A 22684-nucleotide genomic window follows, 5' to 3' on the forward strand; every position below is an offset into this window, starting at 1 on the left:
TACCTCGACTGCGAGGTACCCCCCATGCGGCTGACGGGCTGAGTATGTGGCTGGGGACGGAGTGGGGGCTGCGTGCGTGTGGAAGTGTGTGTGGGGGTGGCGGGGAGTCCTTCAGGACACCAGGCCGCTCAGTTTGCGAAGGGACTCGTTGAGGGCCGCGGTCGCCGAGTCCTTGAGCTTGCCCGCCATCAGTGAGACGGCGGCGCCCGTGAACTCGCCGTCGATACGGACCGTGGTCGCTTCCCCGTCCGGGATCAAGGTGTAGCGCGTGGCGACCGTCACGGACATCGGCCCCTTGCCGCGAATCGCGAGCGTGCGGGCCGTCTGCAGTTCCTCGATGGTCCAGTTCACCTCGGCGGGGAAGCCCATGAGCTTCATGTTCTCCTCGAAGGTGCCGCCGACTTCCAGGGTCTCGGGGCCGCCCTTGGGGAAGCTGGTGTGGGTGGAGTTCCACTCGCCGTACGAGGAGAAGTCCGTGAGCTGCGCCCAGACCTTCTCGGCGGGCGCCTCGATCCGTGCTTCCGCGCTGACTTCGGCCATGCGGCCACCCCTTTGTCTCGGGCGCTGCGCCGGGCGCAGCTGGCTACGGTGTCGCGGAACGTAGCCGTAGAGCCGTGAACATTCAATACTGATGAACCGTCAGGGGGTTGGGGTGCGGTAGCGGGGTCAGCCCATCCGCCATATCAGCGCCGCGTCGAACAGGTCCCACGCGCGCGGGAAGGGCCCTTCGTCGTGGCAGTGCCACGCCTCCCAGAACAGGTCGGCGAGCAGTGCGTCCTCGGGTGCGTAGACCCGGTACACGTACTGTCTGCCGTCCACCGACGGCAGGGCCACCAGCCAGCACCTGCTCTCCATGCCCGTGTGGACGAGCGCCGGAGCGACGCGGTTGCGCCAGGGGCGCGAGGCAAAGCGGCGCGCGCTACGTAGGCGAATGCTGAGGCGAATACAGCGTGATGTCATCCGTAAGGAGGAGGAGCCGGACACCGGTGCCCACCCTGTGTCGGACGCGGGAATGCTTCCCCGCGCGGATGACCGGACGGCGGCCGGCTGATGAGGTGGGAGACGTGCAACACCGTATTCCCCACAGTCCCCACCAGCAGGCCGCCGAGCGCGGCCCGGTGGGCCCCGACGTCGAGGCCCACCTCAGTGCCGAGCTGGCGGCGATGGTCGCGAGTGCGCGCAGAAGGGCGTTGCGGGACGGCGACCGGCAGATCGACACGGCTCATCTGCTGCACACGCTCCTGGAGTCGGACCCCGAGGTGCGCGAGGCCTTCGAGAGCGGCCCGCAGGTCGCCCGGCTGCTCGGCTACCTCGTCCAGCGCAGCATCGGCTACGGGCTCCGGTGGCAGAGTTCCGGCGAGGAGTCCGGTGCCGTGCCGACGGTGACCGGGGACGGGTGGTCGCCGGTGGCGGCCGGTGTCATGGAGGCCGCGTACGAACGTGCCGTGCGGCGGGGCGACCCCTTCGCGGGCGGAGTCGACCTGCTGGCCGCGCTCGTCGCCGAACCCGCGTCACGGGCCGTGGAAGTGCTGGGACGCGCGGGGGTCGATGTGGGGGAGCTGCTGGTGCGCCTCGACGGCTTGGCGGAGCGGGAGCGGGAGCGAGGGCGGGGGCTCGACGCCTGAGCCGGGGCGGGGGCTCGACGCCTGAGCCCTGGCCCGAGTCCGAGCCGTTCGCGGGCCCGGTGGGTGCGGATGTGTGCGCGTCCAGTCGTTGAGACAGGTGTCAACGGGGGTGACGCTCATGTCGTCGCCTGTCATCATGTGCCGGTGCATACGTCAGAGATCAGTCGGGGCAACCGTGGCAGAGGCGTCGGGCTGGGGCTCGCGCTCGGATCGGCGGTCGCCTTCGGGGGCTCCGGTGTCGCCGCCAAACCGTTGATCGAGGCCGGCCTGGACCCCCTGCACGTGGTGTGGCTGCGTGTCGCGGGCGCCGCGCTGGTCATGCTGCCCCTGGCCGTACGCCACCGGAACCTGGTGCGTGAACGCCCCGCGCTGCTCGCCGGCTTCGGACTGCTGGCCGTCGCCGGTGTCCAGGCCTGCTACTTCGCCTCCATCTCCCGGATACCCGTCGGTGTCGCGCTGCTCGTCGAGTACCTCGCGCCCGCGCTGGTCCTCGGCTGGGTGCGGTTCGTGCAGCGCCGGCCCGTCACCCGTGCCGCGGCCCTCGGAGTCGTCCTGGCCGTCGGCGGTCTCGCCTGTGTCGTCGAGGTGTGGGCAGGCCTGAGCTTCGACGTCCTCGGACTGCTGCTGGCGCTCGGCGCCGCGTGCTGCCAGGTCGGTTACTTCGTCCTGTCCGACCAGGGCGGCGACGCGGGGGAGGAGGCGCCGGCCCCGCTCGGCGTCATCGCGTACGGGCTGCTCGTCGGCGCGCTCGTCCTGACGCTCGTGGCGCGGCCGTGGGGCATGGACTGGTCGGTCCTCGGGGGCGGCGCGGACCTGGACGGGACGACCGTGGCCGCCTCGCTGCTGCTCGGCTGGATCGTGTTGATCGCGACGGTCGTCGCCTACGTGACCGGCGTCCTCGCGGTGCGCAGGCTCTCGCCCCAGGTGGCCGGAGTCGTGGCGTGTCTGGAGGCGGTCATCGCGACCGTGCTCGCCTGGGTCCTGCTCGGGGAGCATCTCTCGGCGCCCCAGATCATCGGCGGGGCGGTGGTGCTGTGCGGTGCCTTCATCGCGCAGACGTCCGCGCCCGCCAAGGGGTCGCCGGCTCCGGTGGCGCAGGGATCGGGTGGAGCGGCCGGCGCGGACGCCTCGGCCAGTGTGGACGGCGCGGACGGTGCGGACGGTGTCGAGAGGGAGCGGCTTCCCGAGCGGGGCGCCGCCGGCTAGAAGCGGCCGTGCCGGCCGTGTGGGCCCACCCCTGTAGGGCCCGCACGGCAGCGGCACGGTCGGACGCGAGGGGGACCCGGAGCCGGAGCCGAGCCGGTGCCGGAGCCGGTGTCAGGCCCGGCGGCGCCTCATCAGCTGCGCTCGCGCCGCCGCGTCCCGGGGGCCTCCCCTCGCGGACAGTTCGGCGGCGACACGGTTCTGGACTTCCTCCGTACGGTGATTCGCGTACTTGAATTTCGCCCGTACACCGGTCACTTCGAGTCGGAGGCCGCGGATCCCCGGCAGCAGGCGGCCGTACGGGTCCTGCCCGACGGCCGCTTCGGCTGAGCCGCCCTCCGGCTGGAAATGGCCGACCTGGCGGTTCAGCAGTTCGGCCTTCTCGGCGGGGTCGTCCACCACCCGCGCGGTGCAGCGGAGTTGGACCGCCGCGTAGAAACTCGTCGGGGTGCCGTGCTCGGCGGGGGTGCCGGGCGGTGCCTGCCAGGGGCCCGGGACGTACACGTAGTCGTCGACCACGCTCAGGGTCACGACCGGGTCGGCCAGGAGGGCGGGCCACAGTGGGTTCGGCCGGGCCAGATGGGCCAGTACTTCGCCGTGGTCGGGGTCGTGGGTGAAGTGGAGCGGTTGGACGTGCGGTGGCTCGCCGGGGAGGCCGTTCACCGCGAGCTGCCCGAAGTCGTGGACGGCCAGCCACTGTTGCCACTCGGAGTCGTCGTGGGGCGCGTCCCAGGGATGTATGAGCATCAGAGCGTGGTCAGGTAGTCCGGGACCTCTATGCCCGGAGCCAGGTCGTCGGCGGGCAGGGGGGCTCCGTAGGTCGTGCGGACGGGGAGGACTCCGGTCCAGTGGGGCAGGCCGAGGTCCTCGGGCTCGTCGTTCGGGCCGCCCGTGCGCAGCTTGGCCGAGACCTCGTCGAGGTCCAGCCGCAGTACGGAGGTCGCGGCCAGTTCCTTGGCGTTGGCGGGCCGGGAGTCGTACGAGCGGCCGGGCACGACGTGGTCGACCAGCGCGTCCAGGGCCTGCCGCTTCTCCTCCGGGTCCGTCACCTGGTGGGCCACGCCGTGCACCACCACCGACCGGTAGTTGATCGAGTGGTGGAACGCCGAGCGGGCCAGCACGAGCCCGTCCACGTGGGTGACCGTGAGGCAGACCGGCAGGCCCGGGTCGGTCTGCCCCGCCATGCGCAGCGGGCGCGAACCGGTCGAGCCGTGCACATAGAGCCGCTCGCCGACCCGTCCGTACAGCGTGGGCAGGACGACGGGCGCCCCGTCGCGGACGAAGCCGAGGTGGCAGACGTATCCCTCGTCGAGGATCGAGTGGACCATCTCGTGGTCGTACGCGGCACGGTCCCGGGAGCGGGTGGGGACCGTGCGGTCGGTCGGAGTGTAGGTGGCGGGGCGCGGGGCGGCCGTCTCCGTCATGGTCTCTCCAGGTGGGCGTCGTCGGTGGCGTCGTCGGTGCTTGCAGGTGTGCGCTGTGCGGGCTGTGTGCTCCGTGTGCGGGGTGGCTCGTCGGGACGCGGTGTGTTCATGGACACCGTCCCCTGTATGCCGCGTCCACCTTGCGTGGCGTATTGCACTAGTGCATACTCTGCTTTGTGCTAGGAGAGTATCGGATCGAGGGCAGGCGCGCAGCCGAGATTGCGGCCAGTGTCGAGCGTGCGGTGGGTTCGGGGGAGCTGGAGCCCGGGCAACTGCTGCCGCCCATGCGGGAGTTGGCGTCCCGGCTTGAGGTGAATCCCAATACCGTCGCGGCCGCCTACCGCACCCTGCGTGAACGCGGGGTCATCGAGACCGCGGGCCGTCGCGGCAGCCGTGTGCGTTCCAAGCCGGTGACGACCGCGCGTGAGCTGTCCCGGCTGGACGTCCCGCCCGGGGTACGGAACCTCTCGGACGGCAATCCTGACCCGGCTCTGCTGCCTTCCCTCCGCGAGGCGTTCACGGCGGCCGCGGAGTTCGCGGACCGCGCGCCGACGCTCTACGGAGAGGCCTCCGTGGATCCGGAACTGGCACGGCTCGCCCGTGCCGACCTGGACGCGGACGGAGTGCCGGACGGGCCGGTCGTCGTCGCCTCGGGGTCGCTCGACGGCATCGAACGGGTGCTGGCCGCGCATCTGCGGCCGGGGGACGCGGTCGCCGTGGAGGATCCCGGCTGGCACAGCGTGCTCGACCTCGTCCCGGCCCTCGGGCTGCGGGCCGTGCCCGTCCGTGTCGACACAGAGGGGCCGCTGCCCGACGGTGTACGAGCCGCGCTGGAGGGGGGCGCGCGGGCGCTGATCGTCACCGATCGCGCGCAGAACCCGACCGGTGCGGCGGTGAGCGCCACGCGCGCGCGTGCGCTGCGGGCCGTGCTGGAGCAGTACCCGGAGACCCTGCTCGTCGAGGACGACCACGGGCACCGGATCGTCGACCTGCCGCTGCATCCGCTGGCCGGAGTGACCCGGCACTGGGCCTTCACCCGCTCGGTCGCCAAGGCCTACGGGCCCGATCTGCGGCTGGCCGTGCTGACCGGCGACCCGGTCACCATGGACCGGGTGCGGGGGCGGCAGCGGCTGGGGCCGGGGTGGGTCAGCCGGTTGCTGCAGCGGGCGGTTGTGGGGCTGTGGTCGAGTGGGGCGGTGGATACGGCGGTTGTCGCGTCGGCGTACCGGAGTCGTCGTGACGCGTTGATCGGTGCGCTTGCGGAGCGGGGGGTCGGGGCGGAGGGGCGTAGCGGTATGAACGTGTGGGTTCCCGTGCCGGACGAGACGGGGGCTGTTGCGCGGTTGCTGCACGCTGGGTGGGGTGTGGCGGCGGGGGCGCGGTTTCGTATGGACGCGCCTCCTGGGTTGCGGATCACCGTCTCGACGCTCGGTGTGGGGGAGGTGGGGGTGGTGGCGGATGCGGTTGCCTCTGCGGTGGGGGCTTCGCCGGGGCGGCGGTACGTCTGACCGGCGTGCGGGTGGGGGTGGGGGGCGGTGCCGGTTCGGGATCAGTTCTCGCCCCCGCCGCCCCTACCCTCCCCCAGTCTCGGCTTCGCTCGACCGGGGGACCCCCATCGTCACTGAATCGGGGGCTCCGCCCCCGGGCCTCCGGGTCCTCAAACGCCGGACGGGCTGGATCAGCCGCCGGGCCTCAAACGGCGGACGGGCTGGATCAGCCCCCGGGCCTCGAACGCCGGACGGGCTGGGGCGGCCCCGGTCCTCAGGCGGCGTTGGGGGGCGGTGGAGGCTTTGGGGTGGACTGGGTGAGGGCCGCGCCTGCCAGTACTACGGCTGCGCCCACCGGGGTTGACCAGGTCAGTGATTCTCCGAGGATCGCTACGCCCGCGGCGGTGGCTATGACCGGGATGAAGTACGTGACCATCTGGGCCGTGGTCGGGCCGACCTCGGCCACCAGGCCGTACTGGACGAGGACGGCGAAGCCCGTGCCGAGGGCGCCCAGGGCGATCACCGCGAGCAGCGGTATGAGCGCGAAGCGGGTCGGCGTCGTGGTGAACAGTGGGGTGAGGACCGCCAGTTGCGCCGTCGCGAGGAACAACTGGGCACCGGTCAGCGACAGGTTGGAGTGGCTGGAGCCGGCCAGCGTACGGCGGACGTAGATCCAGCCGATCGGGTAGCTGAGCGAGGCGAGCAGCGCCATCGTGGTGCCCGCGGCGTCCAGGCCGTGGAAGCCCTGCCAGACGCCCAGCACCGTCAGGACGCCGAGGAATCCGATGCCGAGGCCCGCCACACGGCGGCGGGTCGGCCGGTCCTCGGAGAGGGCGACCATCGACAACGCCATCCCCCACAAGGGCGAGGTCGTGTTGCAGATGCCCGCCAGGGTGGACGGGATCGTCAGTTCGGAGTACGCGAACAGCGAGAACGGGAGGGCGTTGAGAAGGAGGGCCGCCACCGCCAGATGTCCCCAGGTGCGGGCGCCGCGCGGCAGACGCTCGCGCTTCCAGGCCATCGCCGCGGCGAGCACCAGCGTGCCGAACAGCAGCCGGCCGAACGTCACCTGGAACGGGGCGTAGCCCTCCGTGCCCACCTTGATCAGGAGAAAGCTGAAACCCCAGACGAGGGAGAGGGCGCCGAAGCGCAGACGCCAGTCGAGGGCGGGGCGAGGGCGGGGCGTGGAGCCCTTGGCTGGGGCCGGGGAGGCGTCGGGTGTGGTGGGGAGAGGTGTGCGGGGGTCGGTCGGGGCGCTCATGTGTTGCACGATGGCGGAAACGATCTCGTAGAACAAGCGAGACTTTTCTGAAGGTATCGCGTAGCATCGCTTACATGTTGAATCTGGAGCGGCTGCGCACTCTCGACGCCCTCGCCCGCCACGGCTCGGTCAGCGGTGCGGCCGACGGGCTGCATGTGACGACCTCGGCGGTCTCCCAGCAGATGTCCAAGCTGGAGCGCGAAGTGGGGCAGCAGCTGCTCGCCAAGAACGGGCGGGGGGTGCGCCTCACCGACGCCGGGCGGCTGCTCGCCGACCATGCCGCCCGGATCCTGTCCCAGGTCGAGCTCGCCCAGTCCGATCTGGAGGCACAGCGCGGGCAGGTGGTGGGGGAGTTGCGGATGTCCGCCTTTCCCACGGCGGCGCGCGGCCTGTTCCCCGCGGCCCTGGCCGCGCTGCGGGCCGAGCACCCCGGACTGCGGGTCCGCTCACGCGAGCTGGAGCCGGAGGACGGCGTGGCCGGGGTGCTGCGCGGCGACATCGATCTGGCGGTCGTCCTCGACTGGTACAACAAGCCGCTGCCCATGCCCGAGGGGCTGGTCAAGGTCTCGCTCCTCGACGACCCCGCCGATGTGGCGATGCCCGCGGACCACCGCCACGCCGATCGCTCGGAGGTGGACCTGGAGGACTTCGCCGACGACGAGTGGATCGCCTGGGAGGAGGGGGAGTTCTGTCATGAGTGGCTGCTCTTCACCCTGCGGGGCAAGGGGATCGAGCCGGTGATCGCCCACCGCGCGGAGGAGCACCACACCCAGCTCGCCCTGGTCGCGGCGGGGCTAGGCGTGTGTGTCGCGCCCCGGCTCGGGCGCGGTCCGGTGCCGGCGGGGGTGCGGACGGTTCCGGTGCGGCACCGGGTCAGCAGACATGTGTACGCCGTCTGGCGGGCGGACGCCGACCGCCGCCCGTCGATCAGAGCGGTGGCGGACGCGCTGCGGACGGCGGGGTCCGCGGGGTCGGTGAGGGCGACGGGGTCGGCGCCCGGGTGACATGGTCCGGCACCCGACCCCCGCCCGTCGGTCTGGCACGCTCTCCGGCGCACCCTCACATCACGGCGTCACAGCGCGGCGATTTTGCGGAAGTCCCATGAGGCCGTCGCCTCGGGCGTCAGGCGCATCCACGCATGTCTGCCGTCGTGCGGCATCTCGTCCAGGCCGAAGTTCTTCCGGGCGAACGTCCGCTCCACTGTGTCGAGTTCGGGGCAGGGCTCGCCCGTGCGCGGCACCTCGCCGACGAACTCGACCGAGCCGGAGACCTCGACGCCCCGCAACTGGTCGTACTCCTCGCCGGTGTCGACGACCACGGCCACCCGCGGATCGCGGCGCAGATCGGCCCACCGTTTGCTGCGCGTGATCGAGTACAGCCAGAGCGACTTGCCGTCCCAGACGAACCAGAGCGTGCTGACGTGCGGGGCGCCGTCCGCGGAGACGGTCGCGACGCGGCAGGTGCGCTGGGTGGTCAGGAACTCGTCCAGCTCCTCGGGCGTCATCATGATTCTTCGTCCCCGGCGCTGAGTGACGGCCATACAGCTCCCTCTTCTCCGACTGCGACGACATCTCCTGTGACCACATCTCCCGCGAAGGCATCTCCTGCGAAGACGTCCCCTGTGCGGTGTCTGATGTCGCGTCAGGAAAGCATGGGTCGTCTTCCGTCCGTGCGCAATGGTGGCTACGCTCGCGCGCCACCGCCGGTCGGACCGGGAGGACCTTCGCGACAGGGGAAGCCCATGCCGTCGTACGAAGCGCTCAGTGAGATCCTCGATCCCGCGACCACCGTGCTGCTGACCGTCGAGTGCCAGCGGGGTGTCGTCGGCCCGGACAGCGCGCTGCCGGAACTCGCCCGGGAGGCCCGTTCGTCGGGCGTGCTGGAGCGGGTCGCGCGCCTTGTGGCCGCGGCCCACGAGAGCGGCGTACAGGTGATGCACGCGATCGCCGAGCGCCGCCCGGACGGCCGCGGCGCGAACCACAACGCCCGGCTGTTCCGCGCGGCCGAACGTCTTCCGGTGCAGCAACTGGCGGGGAGTACGGCGGTCCGTGTCGCGCCGCCCGTGGAGGTCGCCGCTGAGGACCTCGTCGTACGCCGCCTGCACGGTCTGTCGCCCCTCGCGGGCACCGACGTCGACGCGCTGCTGCGCAATCTCGGCTGCCGCACGCTCGTCGTGACCGGCGTCTCCGCCAATGTGGCCGTGCCCAACACGGTGTTCGACGCCGTGAACCGCGGCTACACGGCCGTGGTCCCGGGGGACGCCATCGCGGGTGTGCCCTCGGACTACACCCCCGCGATGATCCGCCACACGCTCGCCCTGGTGGCCACGATCACCACCACGGACGACGTGCTGGCCTGCTTCGAACGGCCCCGCCGGGTCAGGCGAGCGTGATCGAGTCCCCGCTCACCTTGATGTCGGCGGCGGTCAGGCCGCTGGTCGCGGGCCCCTTCTTGACGGAGCCGTCCGTGACGCTGAACTGACTGCCGTGGGCGGGGCAGGTGATGACGCCGTTGTCCACGCTGTTCACGCGCTGCTGCTGGTGCGGGCACACCGTCGAGAAGGCCTTGAACTCGCCGGCCGTCGGCTGGGTGACGACCACGGACTGGTCGGCGAAGATCTTCCCGCCGCCCTCCGGGATGTCGGTGGTCTTGGCGAGTGCCGCACCGCCGGCTGATCCGGTCGAGGCGTCGGAGGAGGAGTTCGAGGAGGAGCCGGACGACTTGTCGTCGGAGCCCCCGCAGGCGGTCAGCGTGGCGGCGAGTCCGGCCCCGCCTAGCGCGGCCAGGAGGGTGCGACGACAGAGTGCCGGAGCAGGCTGGAGCGATTCGCTGGACATAGTGGCGGTCCCTTCCACAGATGTGCAGGTGTGCAGATGTACAAGTGTGCAAATGCGGGGTTGTGCGTTTGCGTGGATGTGCGTCGATCCGACTAGGGGTACGGGCACGTCACCCGCATGGTTCAGGCGGTCCGGGGATCAAGAGACTTCTTGATGAAATCGAGATCCATTCGGAGCAGGGTGTCTATCACGCCTTCCTGTGCCACCAGATGAGTCGCGCCTGCCAAGGGGAGCACGGTGTGCGGCCGGCCGGCGGCCAACAGGGCCGCCGAGAACCGCACCATGTGCGCCGGGACCACATTGTCGTCGGCCATCCCATGGACGAGCATCAAGGGGCGTGTGAGTTTGTGGGCGTGCGCCACCAGTGAGCACCGGTCGTAGTGGTCCGGCTGGATGTCCGGATGGCCCAGGTACCGCTCCTTCCAGTGCGTGTCGTACAGCCGCAGATCGGTCGGCGCCGCGCCCGCGACGGCCGCGTGGAACACCTCGGGCCGGTGCAGTACGGCACCCGCCGCGAGGTAGCCGCCGAAGGACCAGCCGCGGATGGCCACCCGGCTCGTGTCCAGTTCCGGGAAGAGCTCCGCCACCGCGCGGACGGCGTCGGCCTGGTCCTCGACGACCGGCATCAGCTGGTCGCCGTGGATGGCCGTCTCCCAGGCCCGGTCACGCCCCGGAGTGCCGCGCCCGTCGACCGACAGCACCGCGAACCCCTGGTCGGCGAACCACTGGTTGACGGCGTGGTGCCACCTGGCCGCCTTCACGACCGTCTGCCAGCCCGGCCCGGAGTACGAGTGCACGATCACCGGGAGACGGCCGTGGCCCGACGCGGACGACACCGACTCGGATGAAGCCGGCTCGTACGACCCCGGCTCGTACGACGTCGGCAGGTACAGTGCCGCGCGCAGTTCGCGTTCGCCGAGTGTCAGGAAGCGGGGGTGCGGCCGGGTCACGGGCCGCTCGGCCAGCACCTCGATCCGCCCGGCCGGTGTGCCGTCCCGCAGTACGGTCACCGTCTGCCCGTCGAGCGTCGAACTGTCCAGCACGACGGTGTCGCCCCCGACGGCGGCGTGGTGCACGCCTGGTTCGTCGGTCAGCCGGACGAAGCCGTTCTCCGTGTCGTACGACCAGACGTGCGCCTCGGTCGGCTCCTCGGCGGCCATGAAGTAGAGCCGGCCGCCCGCCGTGCCGAGCAGTTCGTGGACGTACATGCCCTCCGGTGTGCGGACCCCGGTTCCGGTCATCAGCAGCCCGCGGGTGCCCTCCTGGGTGGTGAGGACGAGACCGGTGGCCGCGGTGATAGCGGGAGTTCCGGGTACGAACTCCAGCCAGGCGGTGTCCGTCAGGTGGTGCAAGGGCGTGGTCGCACCGGTCGCCGGATCGATGCGCAGGACGTACGCCGAACGCTGGTCCCGGGTCTGTACGACGGCGAGGGGCCCGGCCTCGCTCCAGTCCGCCTGCGCGACGTACTCGAAGGCCGGGTCGGTCCACTCCCCGTCCGGATGCGACACGGCCTCCTGGGGAAGGTCCACGTCGACGCGATGCCCGTCGAGGTCCACGACGTGCAGCGACAGCCGCGCGTTGGCGGTGCCCGCGGCCGGGTACCGGATCGCGCGCGGGGGACGCGCGGGGTGCGCGGGATCGCCGATGTACCACTGCTGGACCGGCGCGTTGTCGACCCGCACCACCAGCAGCGCGGTCCCGTCCGGCGACCACCAGAAGGACCGCGTACGCTCCAGCGATTCGGCCGACACATGGTCGGAGAGCCCGTAGGTGATGTCCGGGCCCTCGGGCTCGGCGAGGGCGTGATCGCCGGTGCCGTCGGCGCGTACGACACGCAGGGTGCCCCCGCTCACGTACGCGATGTGCGTGCCGTCGGGGCTGGGGCGCGGGGTGACGACCGGGCCCGCGGTGGGGATCCGGCGGGTGACGCCCTCGTCGGTGGTTACGGTCCACAGGGCGCCCGAGAGGGCGAACGCGGCCAGGCGGACGGCCGCGTCGGTGGCGTACGAGACGATTCCCGCGCTGGTCTCGCGGGCCCGTTCGCGGCGGATCCGCTCGGCCTCCGGGACCTCGCCGCCGGCGTCGCCGCCGTCGCCGAGGGCGAGCGGGTCCGCGAGCGGCCGTTCCTCGCCGTTCTCGTACAGCCAGAGCAGGCCTGTCGTGGAGCGGCCGCTCGCGGTGCGCAGGAAGAGCACACGGGCACCGTCGGGCGAGACGGCGAAACCGCGCGGCACACCGAGGGAGAAGCGTTTCGTCCGGGCGAACTGCAGGGGCAGGTCTTCGCTGGTGGCGGGCACAGGGGTTCCCTTCGGGAGGATGGGTGCATGCGGCGGGGCAGCGTTTCGACCCCGGCCGGTTCCGTCCCTCGGGGCGCGCCGGGAAAGATGTCCCGGCCGTCCGCGTGTGAGGCCCTACGGCCGTGTCATCGCGCCGCCGTGGCGAGGATGGTGTCTGTCACCCGCTCGGAAGCCGAACCCGTCGCCTCTGCGGCGGTGTTCACGTCGACGATCTGCCAGCCGTGCGTCCTCGCGAAGTTCTCGTACTCGCGAGCGCAGTCGGACTGGAGGTCCAGGAAGGTCCGGCGGGGGTCTCCGCCGAAGGCATGATAGTTGTCGAACACCCCGATCCGTTCGGTCTTCTTGACTTCCAGTACCCGTGCCGGGTCCTCCCGCAGGTAGATGCCCACCCGTGGCGCGAGCACCCTGCCGAAGTAGTCCTTGACGTGATCGCGGACGGTGGCCAGCGCCGCCGCGTGCTGGGGCGCGATGAACTCCGCCATGAGCAGGCTCTTCAGTACGTTCTTGATGCCGAGCGAGTCCTGGATCACCACATGGCCCTCGTCGATGAGCGGCTGCACGACGGAGTGGTACAGCAGGCTGTGGCCCGCCATCTCCAGCCAGCCGGTCACCAGGGGAGAGCTGAACGCCCGCGCGGCGGCGGCACTCGCGGGCCTCGCGCCGGACCCGCTGTCCAAGGTCATGCTGCTCAACTCGGGCGCCGAGGCCGTCGAAGCGGCCCTCAAGCTGGCCCGCGCCCGCACCGGACGCACCGGACTCGCGCACCTGGCCGACTCCTTCCACGGCAAGACGACGGGCGCGCTCAGTCTCACCGACGCCGCGCCCTTCCGCGACGGACTGGGACCGCTGCTCCCCGGCGTGCTCCGGCTGCCACGCGACGACGCGGCCTCGGCCGCGCGGCTGATACGCGAGCGGCGGCCCGCCGCGGTCTTCGCCGAACCCGTACAGGGCGAGGGCGGCGTCCACCCCCTGACCCCCGACCACGCCCAGGCGCTGCGCCGGGCGTGCGACGAGGCGGGCACGCTGCTCGTCCTCGACGAGATCCAGTGCGGCCTCGGCCGCTGCGGCACCCTGTGGGCCCACGAGACCCTGGGGGTGCGCCCCGACATCCTGCTGTCCGGCAAAGCACTGGGCGGCGGAGTCATCCCCGTCTCGGCGATGGTCGCCACCGAGGACGCCTACCGGCCCTACGACCACGACCCGCTGCTGCACACCTCGACCTTCGGGGGCAATCCCCTCGCGTCGGCCGCGCTGCTCGCCACGGCGGAGGTCGTCACCACCCGCGACGTACCCGCGCTGGCCCGGCGGGCCGGACAGAGGCTGCACACCGTCCTCACCGGCCTGGTGCGGGACTGGCCGGGGCTGTTCACCGGCGTCACCGGCCGCGGGCTGATGCTCGGCCTGCACGGGACCCGGCCGGACGTGTCGGCCGAGATGATGCGGGCCGCGCTGAGCGGTCGAATCCTGCTGACGATGTGTCTGACCGCGCCCGCGGTACGCGGCCGGATCGGGCTCGCCGCCCAGGACGTGGCCGTCTGCCCCACCCACACCGTGGAGGAGAACCTGCGCTTCTTCGGGGCACTGGCCGGTCTGCGCCGCGCCGAACTGCGCGTCTGCGTCGACACCCTCATCGAGACTCTCGATCTGACGCCGCTGCGCCAGCGCCGGGCCCGCGAACTCTCCGGCGGCCAGCGGCGCCGGCTCCACGTGGGCTGCGCGCTGGTCCACCGGCCCCGGCTGATCCTGCTCGACGAACCCACCGCGGGCGCGGACCCGCAGACCCGCCGCGGCCTGTTGCGCCAGGTCCGCTCACTCGCCGACGAGGGCAGCACCGTCCTGTACACCACGCACTATCTGCAGGAGGTGGAGGAACTGGACTCGCGTGTCGTCGTACTCGGCGACGGCCGGGTGCGCGAGGACGCCGGCGTGGACCAGCTCATCGCGCGCTACACCCGCAGCGAGCTGGTGCTGAGGTTCACCGGCCACGCCCCGCGGCTGCCCTGGCCCGGCGCCAGAGTCGCCGGTGACACGGTGTACCTGCCCACGGCCAGGCCCGGCGTCGACCTGGTCAAGGCGGTGGAACTGACCGGGGAGGACCGCGAACGCCTCCGGGCGGTGGAGCTCTCCCGCGCCGGGCTCGAAGCCGCGTACCTGCGACTCATCGGGGCGGGGAGGGACGAGTGAACCGCGCACTGACGGTGGCCCGGCACGACCTGGTCTGGCTGCGCCGCGATCCGGCCCCGGTCATCACCATGCTGCTCACGCCCGCGCTCCTCATGTTCTTCATCAAGCCCCTCTACGTAGGGGCCCTGGACCGGCTCGGCTACAGCGGCGTCAACGGCGCCGAGCTGGCGGTGCCCGGCATGACGGTCATGTTCTCCTTCTTCATGGCGGGCCTCGTCACGGAGTCCGTCTTCCGCGAACACGGCCTCAACACCTGGGCGCGGCTGCGGGTCTCACCCCTGCGCGACACCGAGCTGATGACCGGGAAGGTGCGCCCTGTCTGGTCCTGGTCATGGCGCAGTCCTGTGTGCTGTTCCTGCTCGGCCGGGTGGTCATGGACCTGCGGGTACGGGGGAGTCTGCTCGCCCTGCTGGCCGTCATGACGGCGCTGTCCACCTGTGTGGTGGCCTTCTCCTTCCTGCTGTGCGCCGTCGCGAGGACACGTCGGCAGGCCTTCGCCTACGAGCGGGTGACGACGCTGGTCTGGGTGATTCTCGGCGGCACCCTCGTCCCGACGGAGCTGATGGCCGACTGGGTCGGCCCTCTCGCCGGGTTCACGCCCGTGTACTGGGCGAGCCACGGCTACCGCGAGGTCATCCTGAACGGCGAGGGAGTGGCCGGAGTGCTCCCGCACGTCGGGGTGCTGTGCGCCTTCGCCGCGCTGTTCGTCGCGCTCGCGGTGTGGCGGTTCAACGGGGAGACCGACAAACAGCACTGGGACTGAGAGCGCACCGACGGCGGATGGTCCGCACGGCTGGACCGACCGGACCGGGTCAGCTCAGATCAGCTCAGGTCACGACCTGCGCGATCAGGTCGTGCACGAGATGGTTCCCCGGCGCGCAGTTCTCCTTGAGCCGGTGGATCTCGGCAGGACCGAACCAGGCGTAGGCGGAGTTCTTCGACCACTCCAGGGCCGGACGGGACAGATCGCCGTCCACCTCGACGAGATAGTCCGCCTCGTGCCGCAGCGCACCGCCGTCGTCCCCCACCCACTGGGTGACCCGCAGCAGCCGGCGCACCCGGCGCAGACGCCAGCCGGTCTCCTCCTCGACCTCGCGGGCCAGCGCGCCGAGCAGGCTCTCGCCGGGTTCGACATGCCCGCCCACGACGTCCCAGGTGCCGGGGAACAGCCGCCGGTCGGGCCCGCGCTTCTGCGCGAACGCCTCGGCCCGCTCGTTCAGGATCACCGCCCCGACGGTCCACAGCTCGCCCTCCGCCGGGCGGGGCACCTCGACGCCGGGGTCGACCTGGACCGTCCCGTCTCCCTCGGACATGCCGTCCACCCTGGCCGGAGCGATCGGGGAGCCTCCGGAGGACGGCTGCCGCAGCCCCTATAACCTGGGGAAATGCTGACCGAAGTCACAGCGACCCGCTACATCACGCCCCTGCGTGAGGGCGGCTCGCTGCCGGGACTCGTCGAGGCCGACGACCTCGGCACGTACGTCATGAAGTTCACCGGCGCCGGACAGGGACGCAAGACCCTCGTCGCGGAGGTCGTCTGCGGTGAACTCGCCCGTCGCCTGGGCCTGCGCGTACCGGGACTGGTCACGATCGGGCTCGATCCCGTCATCGGCCTCGGCGAACCCGACCAGCAGGTGCAGGAGTTGCTCAAGTCGAGCGGCGGGCTGAACCTCGGGATGGACTTCCTCTCCCGGGCGATCGGCTTCGACTCCCTCGCGCACGAGGTGAGCCCGGCGGAAGCCGGGAAGGTCGTCTGGTTCGACGCGCTGGTCAACAACGTCGACCGGTCGTGGCGGAACCCCAACATGCTGTTCCGGGACGGCGATCTGTGGCTCATCGACCACGGCGCCACCATGATCTGGCACCACAACTGGCCGGGCGCGCGGGCCTCGGCGGCCAAGCCGTACGACGCGACCGACCACGCCCTCGCCCCCTTCGGCCCCGACATCCGCGCCGCCGCGGCGGAAATGGGGCCGCGCGTCACGGAGGACCTGCTCGCCGAGGTGACCGCCGCGATCCCCGAGGAGTGGCTGAAGGACGAACCGGGGTTCGACTCGGCCGACGCGCTGCGCCAGGCGTACGCGGAGCCGCTGCTCGCCCGCGCCGCCACGATCCACGAGCGCATCCGCCTCCAGGGCGACACCAGTGACACCGGCCTCCGGAAGGGCACGAAGTGAGCGAGCGCGACGGCCGCGACGGGCCCTTCGTCTACGAGTACGCGGTACTGCGCGTCGTGCCGCGCGTCGAGCGAGGCGAGTACTTCAACGCGGGCGTCCTCGTCTACTGCCGCGCGCACTCCTTCGTGGCCGCCCGCACCCACCTCGACGAGACCAAGCTGCTCGCGCTCGACCCGGCGGCGGACGCGCCGGGCGTACGGGCCGCGCTGCGGGCCGTCGAGGGGGTCTGCGCCGGGGGCGCGGCGGCCGGGCAGGCCGCGGGCGACGACGCCGGACGGCGCTTCCGCTGGCTGATCGCGCCGCGCTCGACGGTGGTGCAGCCGGGGCCCGTCCACACCGGTCTCACCGTCGATCCCGTGGCCGAGACGGCACGGCTGCTCGACCTGCTGGTCAGGTAATGGATCACTGCTCGGCCAGGTAATGGATCACATGGGCGCCGCGTGCCGTTGACACTGGGTGCCAAGGCTTCTAGCGTCTCGTCCGTTGAAGGTACTAAGCGGTCGCTCACCAGTGGGGTGTACCGTTCAAGGGCTTCCCCAAGGGCGAGGAGAACCAGCAATGTCCACCACTGAGCAGCGTGTCGCCGTAGTCACCGGTGCCGCGCGCGGCATCGGCGCCGCGACCGCCGTACGACTGGCCGCCGAGGGCCGTGCCGTCGCGGTGATCGACCTCGACGAGGCCGCGTGCAAGGACACCGTGGAGAAGATCACCGCCGCCGGCGGCAAGGCGATCGCGGTGGGCGCCGACGTCTCCGACGAGGCGCAGGTCGAGGCCGCCGTGGCACGGGTCGCCCAGGAACTCGGGGCGCCGACGATCCTGGTGAACAACGCGGGCGTGCTCCGCGACAACCTGCTGTTCAAGATGAGCGTGTCCGACTGGGACACGGTCCTGAACGTGCACCTGCGCGGCTCCTTCCTGATGACGCGGGCCGTCCAGAAGTACATGGTGGAGGCCAAGTTCGGCCGGGTCGTGAACCTCTCCTCGTCCTCGGCGCTCGGCAACCGCGGCCAGGTCAACTACTCCGCCGCCAAGGCCGGTCTGCAGGGCTTCACCAAGACCCTCGCGTTCGAGCTCGGCAAGTTCGGCGTCACCGCGAACGCCGTGGCGCCCGGCTTCATCGTGACGGACATGACCGCCGCGACCGCCGAGCGGGTCGGCATGGGCTTCGAGGAGTTCCAGGCCGCCGCCGCCACCCAGATCCCGGTCCAGCGCGTCGGCAACCCGGACGACATCGCCAACGCGATCGCCTTCTTCACGGGCGACGACGCCGGATTCGTCTCCGGCCAGGTGCTGTACGTGGCCGGCGGACCGCTCAACTAGGACTGGGGACAGGGACATGACCACTGTGGAACTCTCGGGCAAGGTCGCCCTCGTCACCGGCGCCAGCCGCGGCATCGGCTACGGCGTCGCCGAGGCGCTGCTCGCCCGTGGCGACCGGGTGTGCATCACCGGCCGCAACGAGGACGCGCTCAAGGAGGCCGTCGAGAAGCTCGGCGCCGACCGTGTCATCGGCGTGGCGGGCAAGGCCCACGACGAGGCCCACCAGGCCGTCGCCGTGGAGCGCACCATGGAGGCGTTCGGCCGCGTCGACTTCCTGGTCAACAACGCCGGTACGAACCCGGTGTTCGGGCCGATCGCCGACCTCGACCTCAATGTGGCGCGGAAGGTCTTCGAGACCAACGTCGTCTCCGCGCTCGGCTTCGCCCAGCAGACGTGGAAGGCGTGGCAGAGCGCGAACGGCGGCGCGATCGTCAACATCGCCTCGCTCGCGGGTGTCTCGGCCTCGCCGTTCATCGGGGCGTACGGCATGAGCAAGGCCGCGATGATCAACCTGTCGCTCCAGCTGGCGCACGAGTTCGCACCGCTGGTGCGGGTGAACTCGATCGCGCCCGCGGTGGTCAAGACCAAGTTCGCGCAGGCCCTGTACGAGGGCCGCGAGGAGGAGGCCGCCGCGGCCTACCCGCTCGGCAGGCTCGGGGTGCCCTCGGACATCGGGGGTGCCGCGGCCTTCCTCACCTCGGAGCAGTCGGACTGGATCACCGGTCAGACGCTCGTGGTCGACGGCGGGATCTTCCTCAACGCGGGCGTGTCCTGACCATTGCCGACAATAAATTCGGTGTTTTAAACCCTGCGTCGTACACGGGTTTTCCACACGGAAAATTCGTACGGAAAGCGGATATGTTCCGCACAGATTCCAAACAAGAGTCGCAGAGCCGAAAAAAATCGAACAAATGATGTTCGTGCACGTCAGGTGCCCCGCCGTCAGAGCCATTTGACGGGCGGGGCACTGCGATATGGTCCTGCCCACTTTGGCGGGGCTCATCGAGGAGCGTGCGCGTGTTGAAGCGGAACCGGTCCCTACGGCACTTGTCGGTGATCGCGTCCATCACCTCCATATCCCTGGTCTCGGGATGCGGGGTGTTCTCCTCGGACACCTCCGAGGGCGAGGGCCCGATCATCGTGGGCACGACCAGCGCACCCAGCACCCTCGACCCCGCCGCGTCCTGGGACGGGTCGTGGGAGCTGTTCCGCAACATCTACCAGACCCTCCTCAGCTACCCGGCCGGAGCGTCCGCGCCCGAGCCGGACGCCGCCGAGAGCTGCCGCTTCACCGACGACTCGAACCGTACGTACAGCTGCACGCTGCGGGAGGACCTGTCCTTCTCCGACGGACACGATCTCGACGCCGAGGCGGTCAAGCACTCCATCGACCGCATCCGGAAGATCGCCGTCGAGGGCGGCCCCGCGGGCCTGCTCGGCAGCCTGGAACGGGTCGAGACGAAGGGTGACCGCGAGGTCGTCTTCCGCCTCAACAAGCCGGACGCCACCTTCCCGTTCGTACTCGCCACCCCGGCCATGTCGATCGTCGACCCCGAGGAGTACCCGGCCGACGCCCTGCGCGAGGACGGCAAGGTCACCGGGTCGGGACCGTACGGCCTGCGGTCGTACGAGGAGGGGCAGGAGGCCCGGCTCGATCGCAACGACAACTACAAGGGCTCCGCCGACCGCAAGAACGGCGCCGTCACCATCCGGTACTTCCAGGACTCGGACGACATGGTCGGCGCGTTGAAGGGCGGCAGGATCGACGTCACCCTCCGCGGCCTCGCCGCCAAGGACGTCGTCGCCCTGGAGGACCGGCGCGGCAAGGACGAGATCCAGCTGGTGGAGGGCGCGGGCACGGAGATCCGCTACCTGGTGTTCAACCCGAAGGACCCGTGGGCCAGGAAGTCGGCGGTCCGCAAGGCCGTGGCGCAGGTCGTCGACCGGCCGGCCATCGCCCACGGCATCTACAAGGACACCGTCGAGCCGCTGTACTCCATGGTCCCGAGCGGACTGGCCGGCCACACCACCGGCTTCTTCGACGACTACGGCACCCCCAGTACCTCCAAGGCCCGGCAGATCCTCCTGGAGGCGGGCATCTCCGAACGCGTACCGCTCACCCTCTGGTACACGACGGATCGCTACGGCTCCACGACCAAGCCCGAGTTCGAGGAGCTGAGGCGGCAGCTCAACGAGACCGGCCTGTTCAGCGTCACCGTCAAGGGCCGCCCCTGGAAGACGTACGAGGCCGGCTACCGCAAGGGCGAGTACCCGGTGTTCGGCCGTGGCTGGTTCCCCGACTTCCCGGACGCGGAGAACTTCATCGCCCCGTTCGTGGGCGAACAGAACGCGCTGGGTACGCCCTACAAGTCCCCCGAGATCACGGATGTGCTGCTGCCCGAGTCGCGCCGCCGGAGCGACCGCGGGGACGTCGTCGAGCAGTTCGAGAAGGCCCAGGACATCCTCGTGGACGACGCGCGGCTGCTGCCCCTGTGGCAGGGCAAGCAGTACATCGCCGCCAGCGAGGAGATCTCCGGCGTCGAGCGCTCCATCGACCCGTCGACGATCATGATGGTGTGGGAGCTGTACCGCAAGACCAGCTGGTAGCGGATGCGGGGGTCCGGCCGGTGGCGGCGGAGTCGGCCGACGGCCCGGCGGATTGTCAGTGGGCGGCGGTAGGTTCTGAGGACCGGAAAAAACCGCACCTGTAAGGAAGTTCACGTGACCGACACCGCCATGCTGCCCGAGTCCTGGCGCGGCGTCCTGGGCGAAGAGCTGCAGAAGCCCTACTTCAAGGAGCTCACCGAGTTCGTCGAGGAGGAGCGCGAGAAGGGCCCCGTCTACCCGCCGCGCGACGAGGTCTTCGCCGCACTCGACGCGACTCCTTACGACCGCGTGAAGGTGCTCGTCCTCGGCCAGGACCCGTACCACGGCGAGGGCCAGGGCCACGGGCTGTGCTTCTCGGTGCGCCCCGGTGTGAAGACGCCGCCCTCCTTGCGCAACATCTACAAGGAGATGAAGGAGGAGCTCGGCCACCCGGTGCCGGACAACGGCTATCTGATGCCGTGGGCCGAGCAGGGTGTCCTGCTGCTCAACGCGGTGCTGACGGTCCGCTCCGGAGAGGCCAACTCGCACAAGGGCAAGGGCTGGGAGAAGTTCACGGACGCGGTGATCCGGGCCGTGGCCGACCGGCCCGACCCGGCGGTGTTCGTCCTTTGGGGCAACTACGCGCAGAAGAAGCTCCCCCTGATCGACGAGGAGCGGCACATCGTCGTCAAGGGCGCGCATCCCTCGCCGCTGTCGGCGAAGAAGTTCTTCGGCTCACGCCCCTTCACCCAGATCAACGAGGCGGTCGCCCAGCAGGGCCACGAGCCGATCAACTGGCAGATCCCGAACATCGCCTGACGGTCCGGGGCCGGGCCGGGCCGGGCCGTCCGGCCACGGCCGGGTGCGCCCGGAGCGGCCGGCACGAGGGCGCCGCACGGGGTGGCCCGCACGAGCAGGGCGCACGGGCCGGTCCCCAGGGTCCGGGTGTGGTCCGTGTAGGTCTCCGGGCGACCGGGCACGATCCGGCCCGGGCCGGACCGGGGCAGCCCCGGTCGGCGGGGGGCCCTCGGCTGGGGGAGCGGCGCAGGCCGGGCGAGGGTGGGGCGCGCTGTCCGGTCCGGCCGCCGTCACCGGACTGACGGACGGGCCGGGCCGCGGCGGCCCCGGTCGGCGGGGGAGCCGGACCGGGCCGCAGCCCCGATCGACTGGGGGAGCGACGTCGGCCGGGGGGCGACGACCCGGCGAGGGTGGGGCAACCGCGCTCTGTCCGGTCCGTCCGCCCGTCACCGGGCTGACCGGGCCGGGCCGGGCTGCGGCGCCAGGGTCGGTCGGGGGAGCGGCGTCGGGTGGGGGAGCGGCGCAGGCCCGGCGAGGGGGGGTAGCCCCGCTCTGGCCGGGCCGGCCGCTCGTCACCGGGCTGGCCCAGGCGTACGGGGCCGCCTCTGCTTGATTGTCAGTGCCTGCCGTTAGCGTCGGGGGAGGTGGCAGGCGCGGGCGCGTCCGCCGGCGGACGAGCGGGCGGAGGGCGACGCGGTGGCGGAGCAGCAGGAGCAGGCGGCGGCGGACGCGATGATGACCAGGATCGGGCAGGTCATCATGCTGCTCCACGGCGGCGACCGTGAGGAGGCCCGGGGCCGCTTCCTGGACCTGTGGGCGGAGATCGGCGAGGAGGGCGACGCGCTCCACCGCTGCACCCTCGCGCACTACATGGCCGACACGCAGGACGACCCCTCGGACGAACTCGCCTGGGACCTGAGGGCCTTGTCGGCGGCGGACGAGCTGACGGACGAGCGGGTCGCGGAGCACCACGGGTCCCTCGCGGTACGGGCCTTCTACCCCTCCCTGCATCTGAACCTCGCCGCGGACTATGTGAAGCTCGGCCGCTCCGAGGCGGCCCGCGGCCATCTGGGGGCGGCGCGGGCCGCGGTGGGCGTCCTCGGCGACGACGCGTACGGAGACGGGGTCCGGGCCGGTATCGGCCGCCTGGAGTCGAGGCTGGACCGCGAGGGCCCGGCCGAGGCGCCCGAGCCCGCACCGGGGCGGCCGGGGCAGGGGAGAGGGCCGGGAGGGGACACCCTGGGACCGCCGCGCCGCGAGCCCTAGGACACCCCCTCGGGACACCTCCTGTCCGGACACCTCCCTCCGGACATCCCCAGACACCGTCGGCGGCGTCAACGGCCGTACATGTCCTGGCAGATGGCCGCCTGCGGGCTGTCGGCCCGCCAGCCGCCGTACGTCCGGCCCAGCGCGCACACGTCCGTGCCCGTCGACGGCACGGACGCCGGCAGTCGCGGCACGGCCCGGTGTTCGGGGCGCCGGGGC

The 22684-nt window shown here is 71.5% G+C and carries 25 protein-coding genes; 15 read left to right on the plus strand and 10 right to left on the minus strand.

The genetic code is table 11. The features are described 5' to 3' along the window. Positions 1-111: 111 nt before the first annotated feature. Positions 112-540: a type II toxin-antitoxin system Rv0910 family toxin gene (locus IE278_RS38525; protein WP_189779667.1), complete on the minus strand. Its 429-nt coding sequence runs from the start codon at positions 538-540 to the stop codon at positions 112-114. Positions 541-666: 126 nt separating this feature from the next. After that, positions 667-855 (minus strand): hypothetical protein, encoded by a 189-nt coding sequence (locus IE278_RS38530; RefSeq protein WP_189779668.1) that lies wholly within the window; start codon positions 853-855, stop codon positions 667-669. A gap of 209 nt (positions 856-1064) precedes the next feature. Between IE278_RS38530 and IE278_RS38535 the strand changes: the two genes are divergently transcribed. Together IE278_RS38535 and IE278_RS38540 are read left to right on the plus strand one after the other, a co-directional pair. Next, the gene (locus IE278_RS38535; RefSeq protein ID WP_373312213.1) at positions 1065-1625 is read left to right on the plus strand and encodes a Clp protease N-terminal domain-containing protein; all 561 of its coding nucleotides are present in this window, start codon (positions 1065-1067) and stop codon (positions 1623-1625) included. Between the two features lie 138 nt (positions 1626-1763). Beyond that, positions 1764-2831, plus strand: a complete 1068-nt coding sequence (locus IE278_RS38540) for an EamA family transporter (RefSeq protein ID WP_189779670.1) — start codon at positions 1764-1766, stop codon at positions 2829-2831. Between the two features lie 111 nt (positions 2832-2942). On the opposite strand, the gene IE278_RS38545 is transcribed toward IE278_RS38540, so the two are convergent. Both IE278_RS38545 and IE278_RS38550 read right to left on the minus strand, forming a co-directional pair. Next, entirely contained in the window at positions 2943-3575 is a 633-nt protein-coding gene (locus tag IE278_RS38545; RefSeq protein WP_189779671.1) for an FMN-binding negative transcriptional regulator, read from the minus strand. Continuing rightward, on the minus strand, positions 3575-4252 hold the full coding sequence (locus IE278_RS38550) for a pyridoxamine 5'-phosphate oxidase family protein (RefSeq protein WP_189779672.1): 678 nt from the start codon (positions 4250-4252) through the stop codon (positions 3575-3577). The genes IE278_RS38545 and IE278_RS38550 overlap by 1 nt, the downstream gene beginning before the upstream one ends. Before the next feature lie 176 nt (positions 4253-4428). Between IE278_RS38550 and IE278_RS38555 the strand changes: the two genes are divergently transcribed. Further along, positions 4429-5760, plus strand: coding sequence for an aminotransferase class I/II-fold pyridoxal phosphate-dependent enzyme (locus IE278_RS38555; RefSeq protein ID WP_189779673.1), 1332 nt, complete (start codon positions 4429-4431; stop codon positions 5758-5760). 253 nt (positions 5761-6013) lie between these two features. Here IE278_RS38555 and IE278_RS38560 read toward each other — a convergent pair whose 3' ends face one another. Continuing rightward, positions 6014-7000 carry a DMT family transporter gene (locus tag IE278_RS38560; protein ID WP_373312214.1) on the minus strand — a complete coding sequence of 329 codons (987 nt, stop codon included), beginning with the start codon at positions 6998-7000 and terminating at the stop codon, positions 6014-6016. A 74-nt stretch (positions 7001-7074) separates the two neighbouring features. Between IE278_RS38560 and IE278_RS38565 the strand changes: the two genes are divergently transcribed. Continuing rightward, on the plus strand, positions 7075-8004 hold the full coding sequence (locus tag IE278_RS38565; protein ID WP_189779675.1) for a LysR family transcriptional regulator: 930 nt from the start codon (positions 7075-7077) through the stop codon (positions 8002-8004). Between the two features lie 68 nt (positions 8005-8072). Here IE278_RS38565 and IE278_RS38570 read toward each other — a convergent pair whose 3' ends face one another. Then, on the minus strand, positions 8073-8540 hold the full coding sequence (locus IE278_RS38570) for a pyridoxamine 5'-phosphate oxidase family protein (RefSeq protein WP_189779676.1): 468 nt from the start codon (positions 8538-8540) through the stop codon (positions 8073-8075). A gap of 201 nt (positions 8541-8741) precedes the next feature. Between IE278_RS38570 and IE278_RS38575 the strand changes: the two genes are divergently transcribed. After that, positions 8742-9392, plus strand: coding sequence for a cysteine hydrolase family protein (locus IE278_RS38575; protein ID WP_189779677.1), 651 nt, complete (start codon positions 8742-8744; stop codon positions 9390-9392). Here IE278_RS38575 and IE278_RS38580 read toward each other — a convergent pair. The 3 genes from IE278_RS38580 to IE278_RS38590 form a co-directional block, all read right to left on the minus strand. After that, positions 9379-9837 (minus strand): Rieske (2Fe-2S) protein, encoded by a 459-nt coding sequence (locus IE278_RS38580; RefSeq protein WP_189779678.1) that lies wholly within the window; start codon positions 9835-9837, stop codon positions 9379-9381. The two genes, IE278_RS38575 and IE278_RS38580, sit on opposite strands and share 14 nt — an antisense overlap. A gap of 122 nt (positions 9838-9959) precedes the next feature. Further along, a complete protein-coding gene (locus IE278_RS38585) occupies positions 9960-12134 on the minus strand; it encodes a S9 family peptidase (protein WP_246571453.1) in 2175 nt (724 codons plus the stop codon). A 125-nt stretch (positions 12135-12259) separates the two neighbouring features. Beyond that, positions 12260-12694: a hypothetical protein gene (locus IE278_RS38590; RefSeq protein ID WP_189779679.1), complete on the minus strand. Its 435-nt coding sequence runs from the start codon at positions 12692-12694 to the stop codon at positions 12260-12262. Here IE278_RS38590 and IE278_RS38595 point away from each other — a divergent pair. The 3 genes from IE278_RS38595 to IE278_RS38605 are packed head-to-tail and all read left to right on the plus strand — an operon-like array spanning position 12681 to position 15081. Beyond that, positions 12681-14318, plus strand: coding sequence for an aminotransferase class III-fold pyridoxal phosphate-dependent enzyme (locus IE278_RS38595; protein ID WP_189779680.1), 1638 nt, complete (start codon positions 12681-12683; stop codon positions 14316-14318). The genes IE278_RS38590 and IE278_RS38595 overlap by 14 nt on opposite strands. Beyond that, the gene (locus IE278_RS38600; protein WP_189779681.1) at positions 14315-14740 is read left to right on the plus strand and encodes an ABC transporter permease; all 426 of its coding nucleotides are present in this window, start codon (positions 14315-14317) and stop codon (positions 14738-14740) included. The genes IE278_RS38595 and IE278_RS38600 overlap by 4 nt, the downstream gene beginning before the upstream one ends. After that, positions 14650-15081, plus strand: a complete 432-nt coding sequence (locus IE278_RS38605; protein ID WP_189779682.1) for an ABC transporter permease — start codon at positions 14650-14652, stop codon at positions 15079-15081. Before IE278_RS38600 ends, IE278_RS38605 begins: the two co-directional genes overlap by 91 nt. A gap of 64 nt (positions 15082-15145) precedes the next feature. On the opposite strand, the gene IE278_RS38610 is transcribed toward IE278_RS38605, so the two are convergent. Further along, positions 15146-15631 carry an NUDIX hydrolase gene (locus IE278_RS38610; RefSeq protein ID WP_189779683.1) on the minus strand — a complete coding sequence of 162 codons (486 nt, stop codon included), beginning with the start codon at positions 15629-15631 and terminating at the stop codon, positions 15146-15148. 72 nt (positions 15632-15703) lie between these two features. On the opposite strand from IE278_RS38610, the gene IE278_RS38615 reads away from it, so the two are divergent. The 7 genes from IE278_RS38615 to IE278_RS38645 all read left to right on the plus strand — a co-directional run bounded on the left by IE278_RS38615 (position 15704) and on the right by IE278_RS38645 (position 22465). Next, complete coding sequence (locus IE278_RS38615) at positions 15704-16495, plus strand: HipA family kinase (RefSeq protein WP_189779684.1); 792 nt, start codon at positions 15704-15706, stop codon at positions 16493-16495. Continuing rightward, positions 16492-16893, plus strand: coding sequence for a DUF3037 domain-containing protein (locus tag IE278_RS38620; protein ID WP_189779685.1), 402 nt, complete (start codon positions 16492-16494; stop codon positions 16891-16893). Before IE278_RS38615 ends, IE278_RS38620 begins: the two co-directional genes overlap by 4 nt. A 160-nt stretch (positions 16894-17053) precedes the next feature. Then, complete coding sequence (gene fabG / locus IE278_RS38625; protein ID WP_189779686.1) at positions 17054-17815, plus strand: 3-oxoacyl-ACP reductase FabG; 762 nt, start codon at positions 17054-17056, stop codon at positions 17813-17815. A gap of 16 nt (positions 17816-17831) precedes the next feature. Continuing rightward, the gene (locus tag IE278_RS38630; RefSeq protein ID WP_189779687.1) at positions 17832-18590 is read left to right on the plus strand and encodes an SDR family oxidoreductase; all 759 of its coding nucleotides are present in this window, start codon (positions 17832-17834) and stop codon (positions 18588-18590) included. Positions 18591-18832: 242 nt separating this feature from the next. Next, positions 18833-20422, plus strand: coding sequence for an ABC transporter substrate-binding protein (locus IE278_RS38635; RefSeq protein WP_189779688.1), 1590 nt, complete (start codon positions 18833-18835; stop codon positions 20420-20422). Between the two features lie 114 nt (positions 20423-20536). Continuing rightward, positions 20537-21220, plus strand: coding sequence for a uracil-DNA glycosylase (locus IE278_RS38640; RefSeq protein ID WP_189779689.1), 684 nt, complete (start codon positions 20537-20539; stop codon positions 21218-21220). A 675-nt stretch (positions 21221-21895) separates the two neighbouring features. Continuing rightward, positions 21896-22465 carry a hypothetical protein gene (locus IE278_RS38645; RefSeq protein WP_189779690.1) on the plus strand — a complete coding sequence of 190 codons (570 nt, stop codon included), beginning with the start codon at positions 21896-21898 and terminating at the stop codon, positions 22463-22465. Positions 22466-22684: the final 219 nt, after the last annotated feature.

Origin of the sequence: Streptomyces tauricus (assembly GCF_014650955.1) — a bacterium.
GTDB lineage: Bacteria > Actinomycetota > Actinomycetes > Streptomycetales > Streptomycetaceae > Streptomyces > Streptomyces tauricus.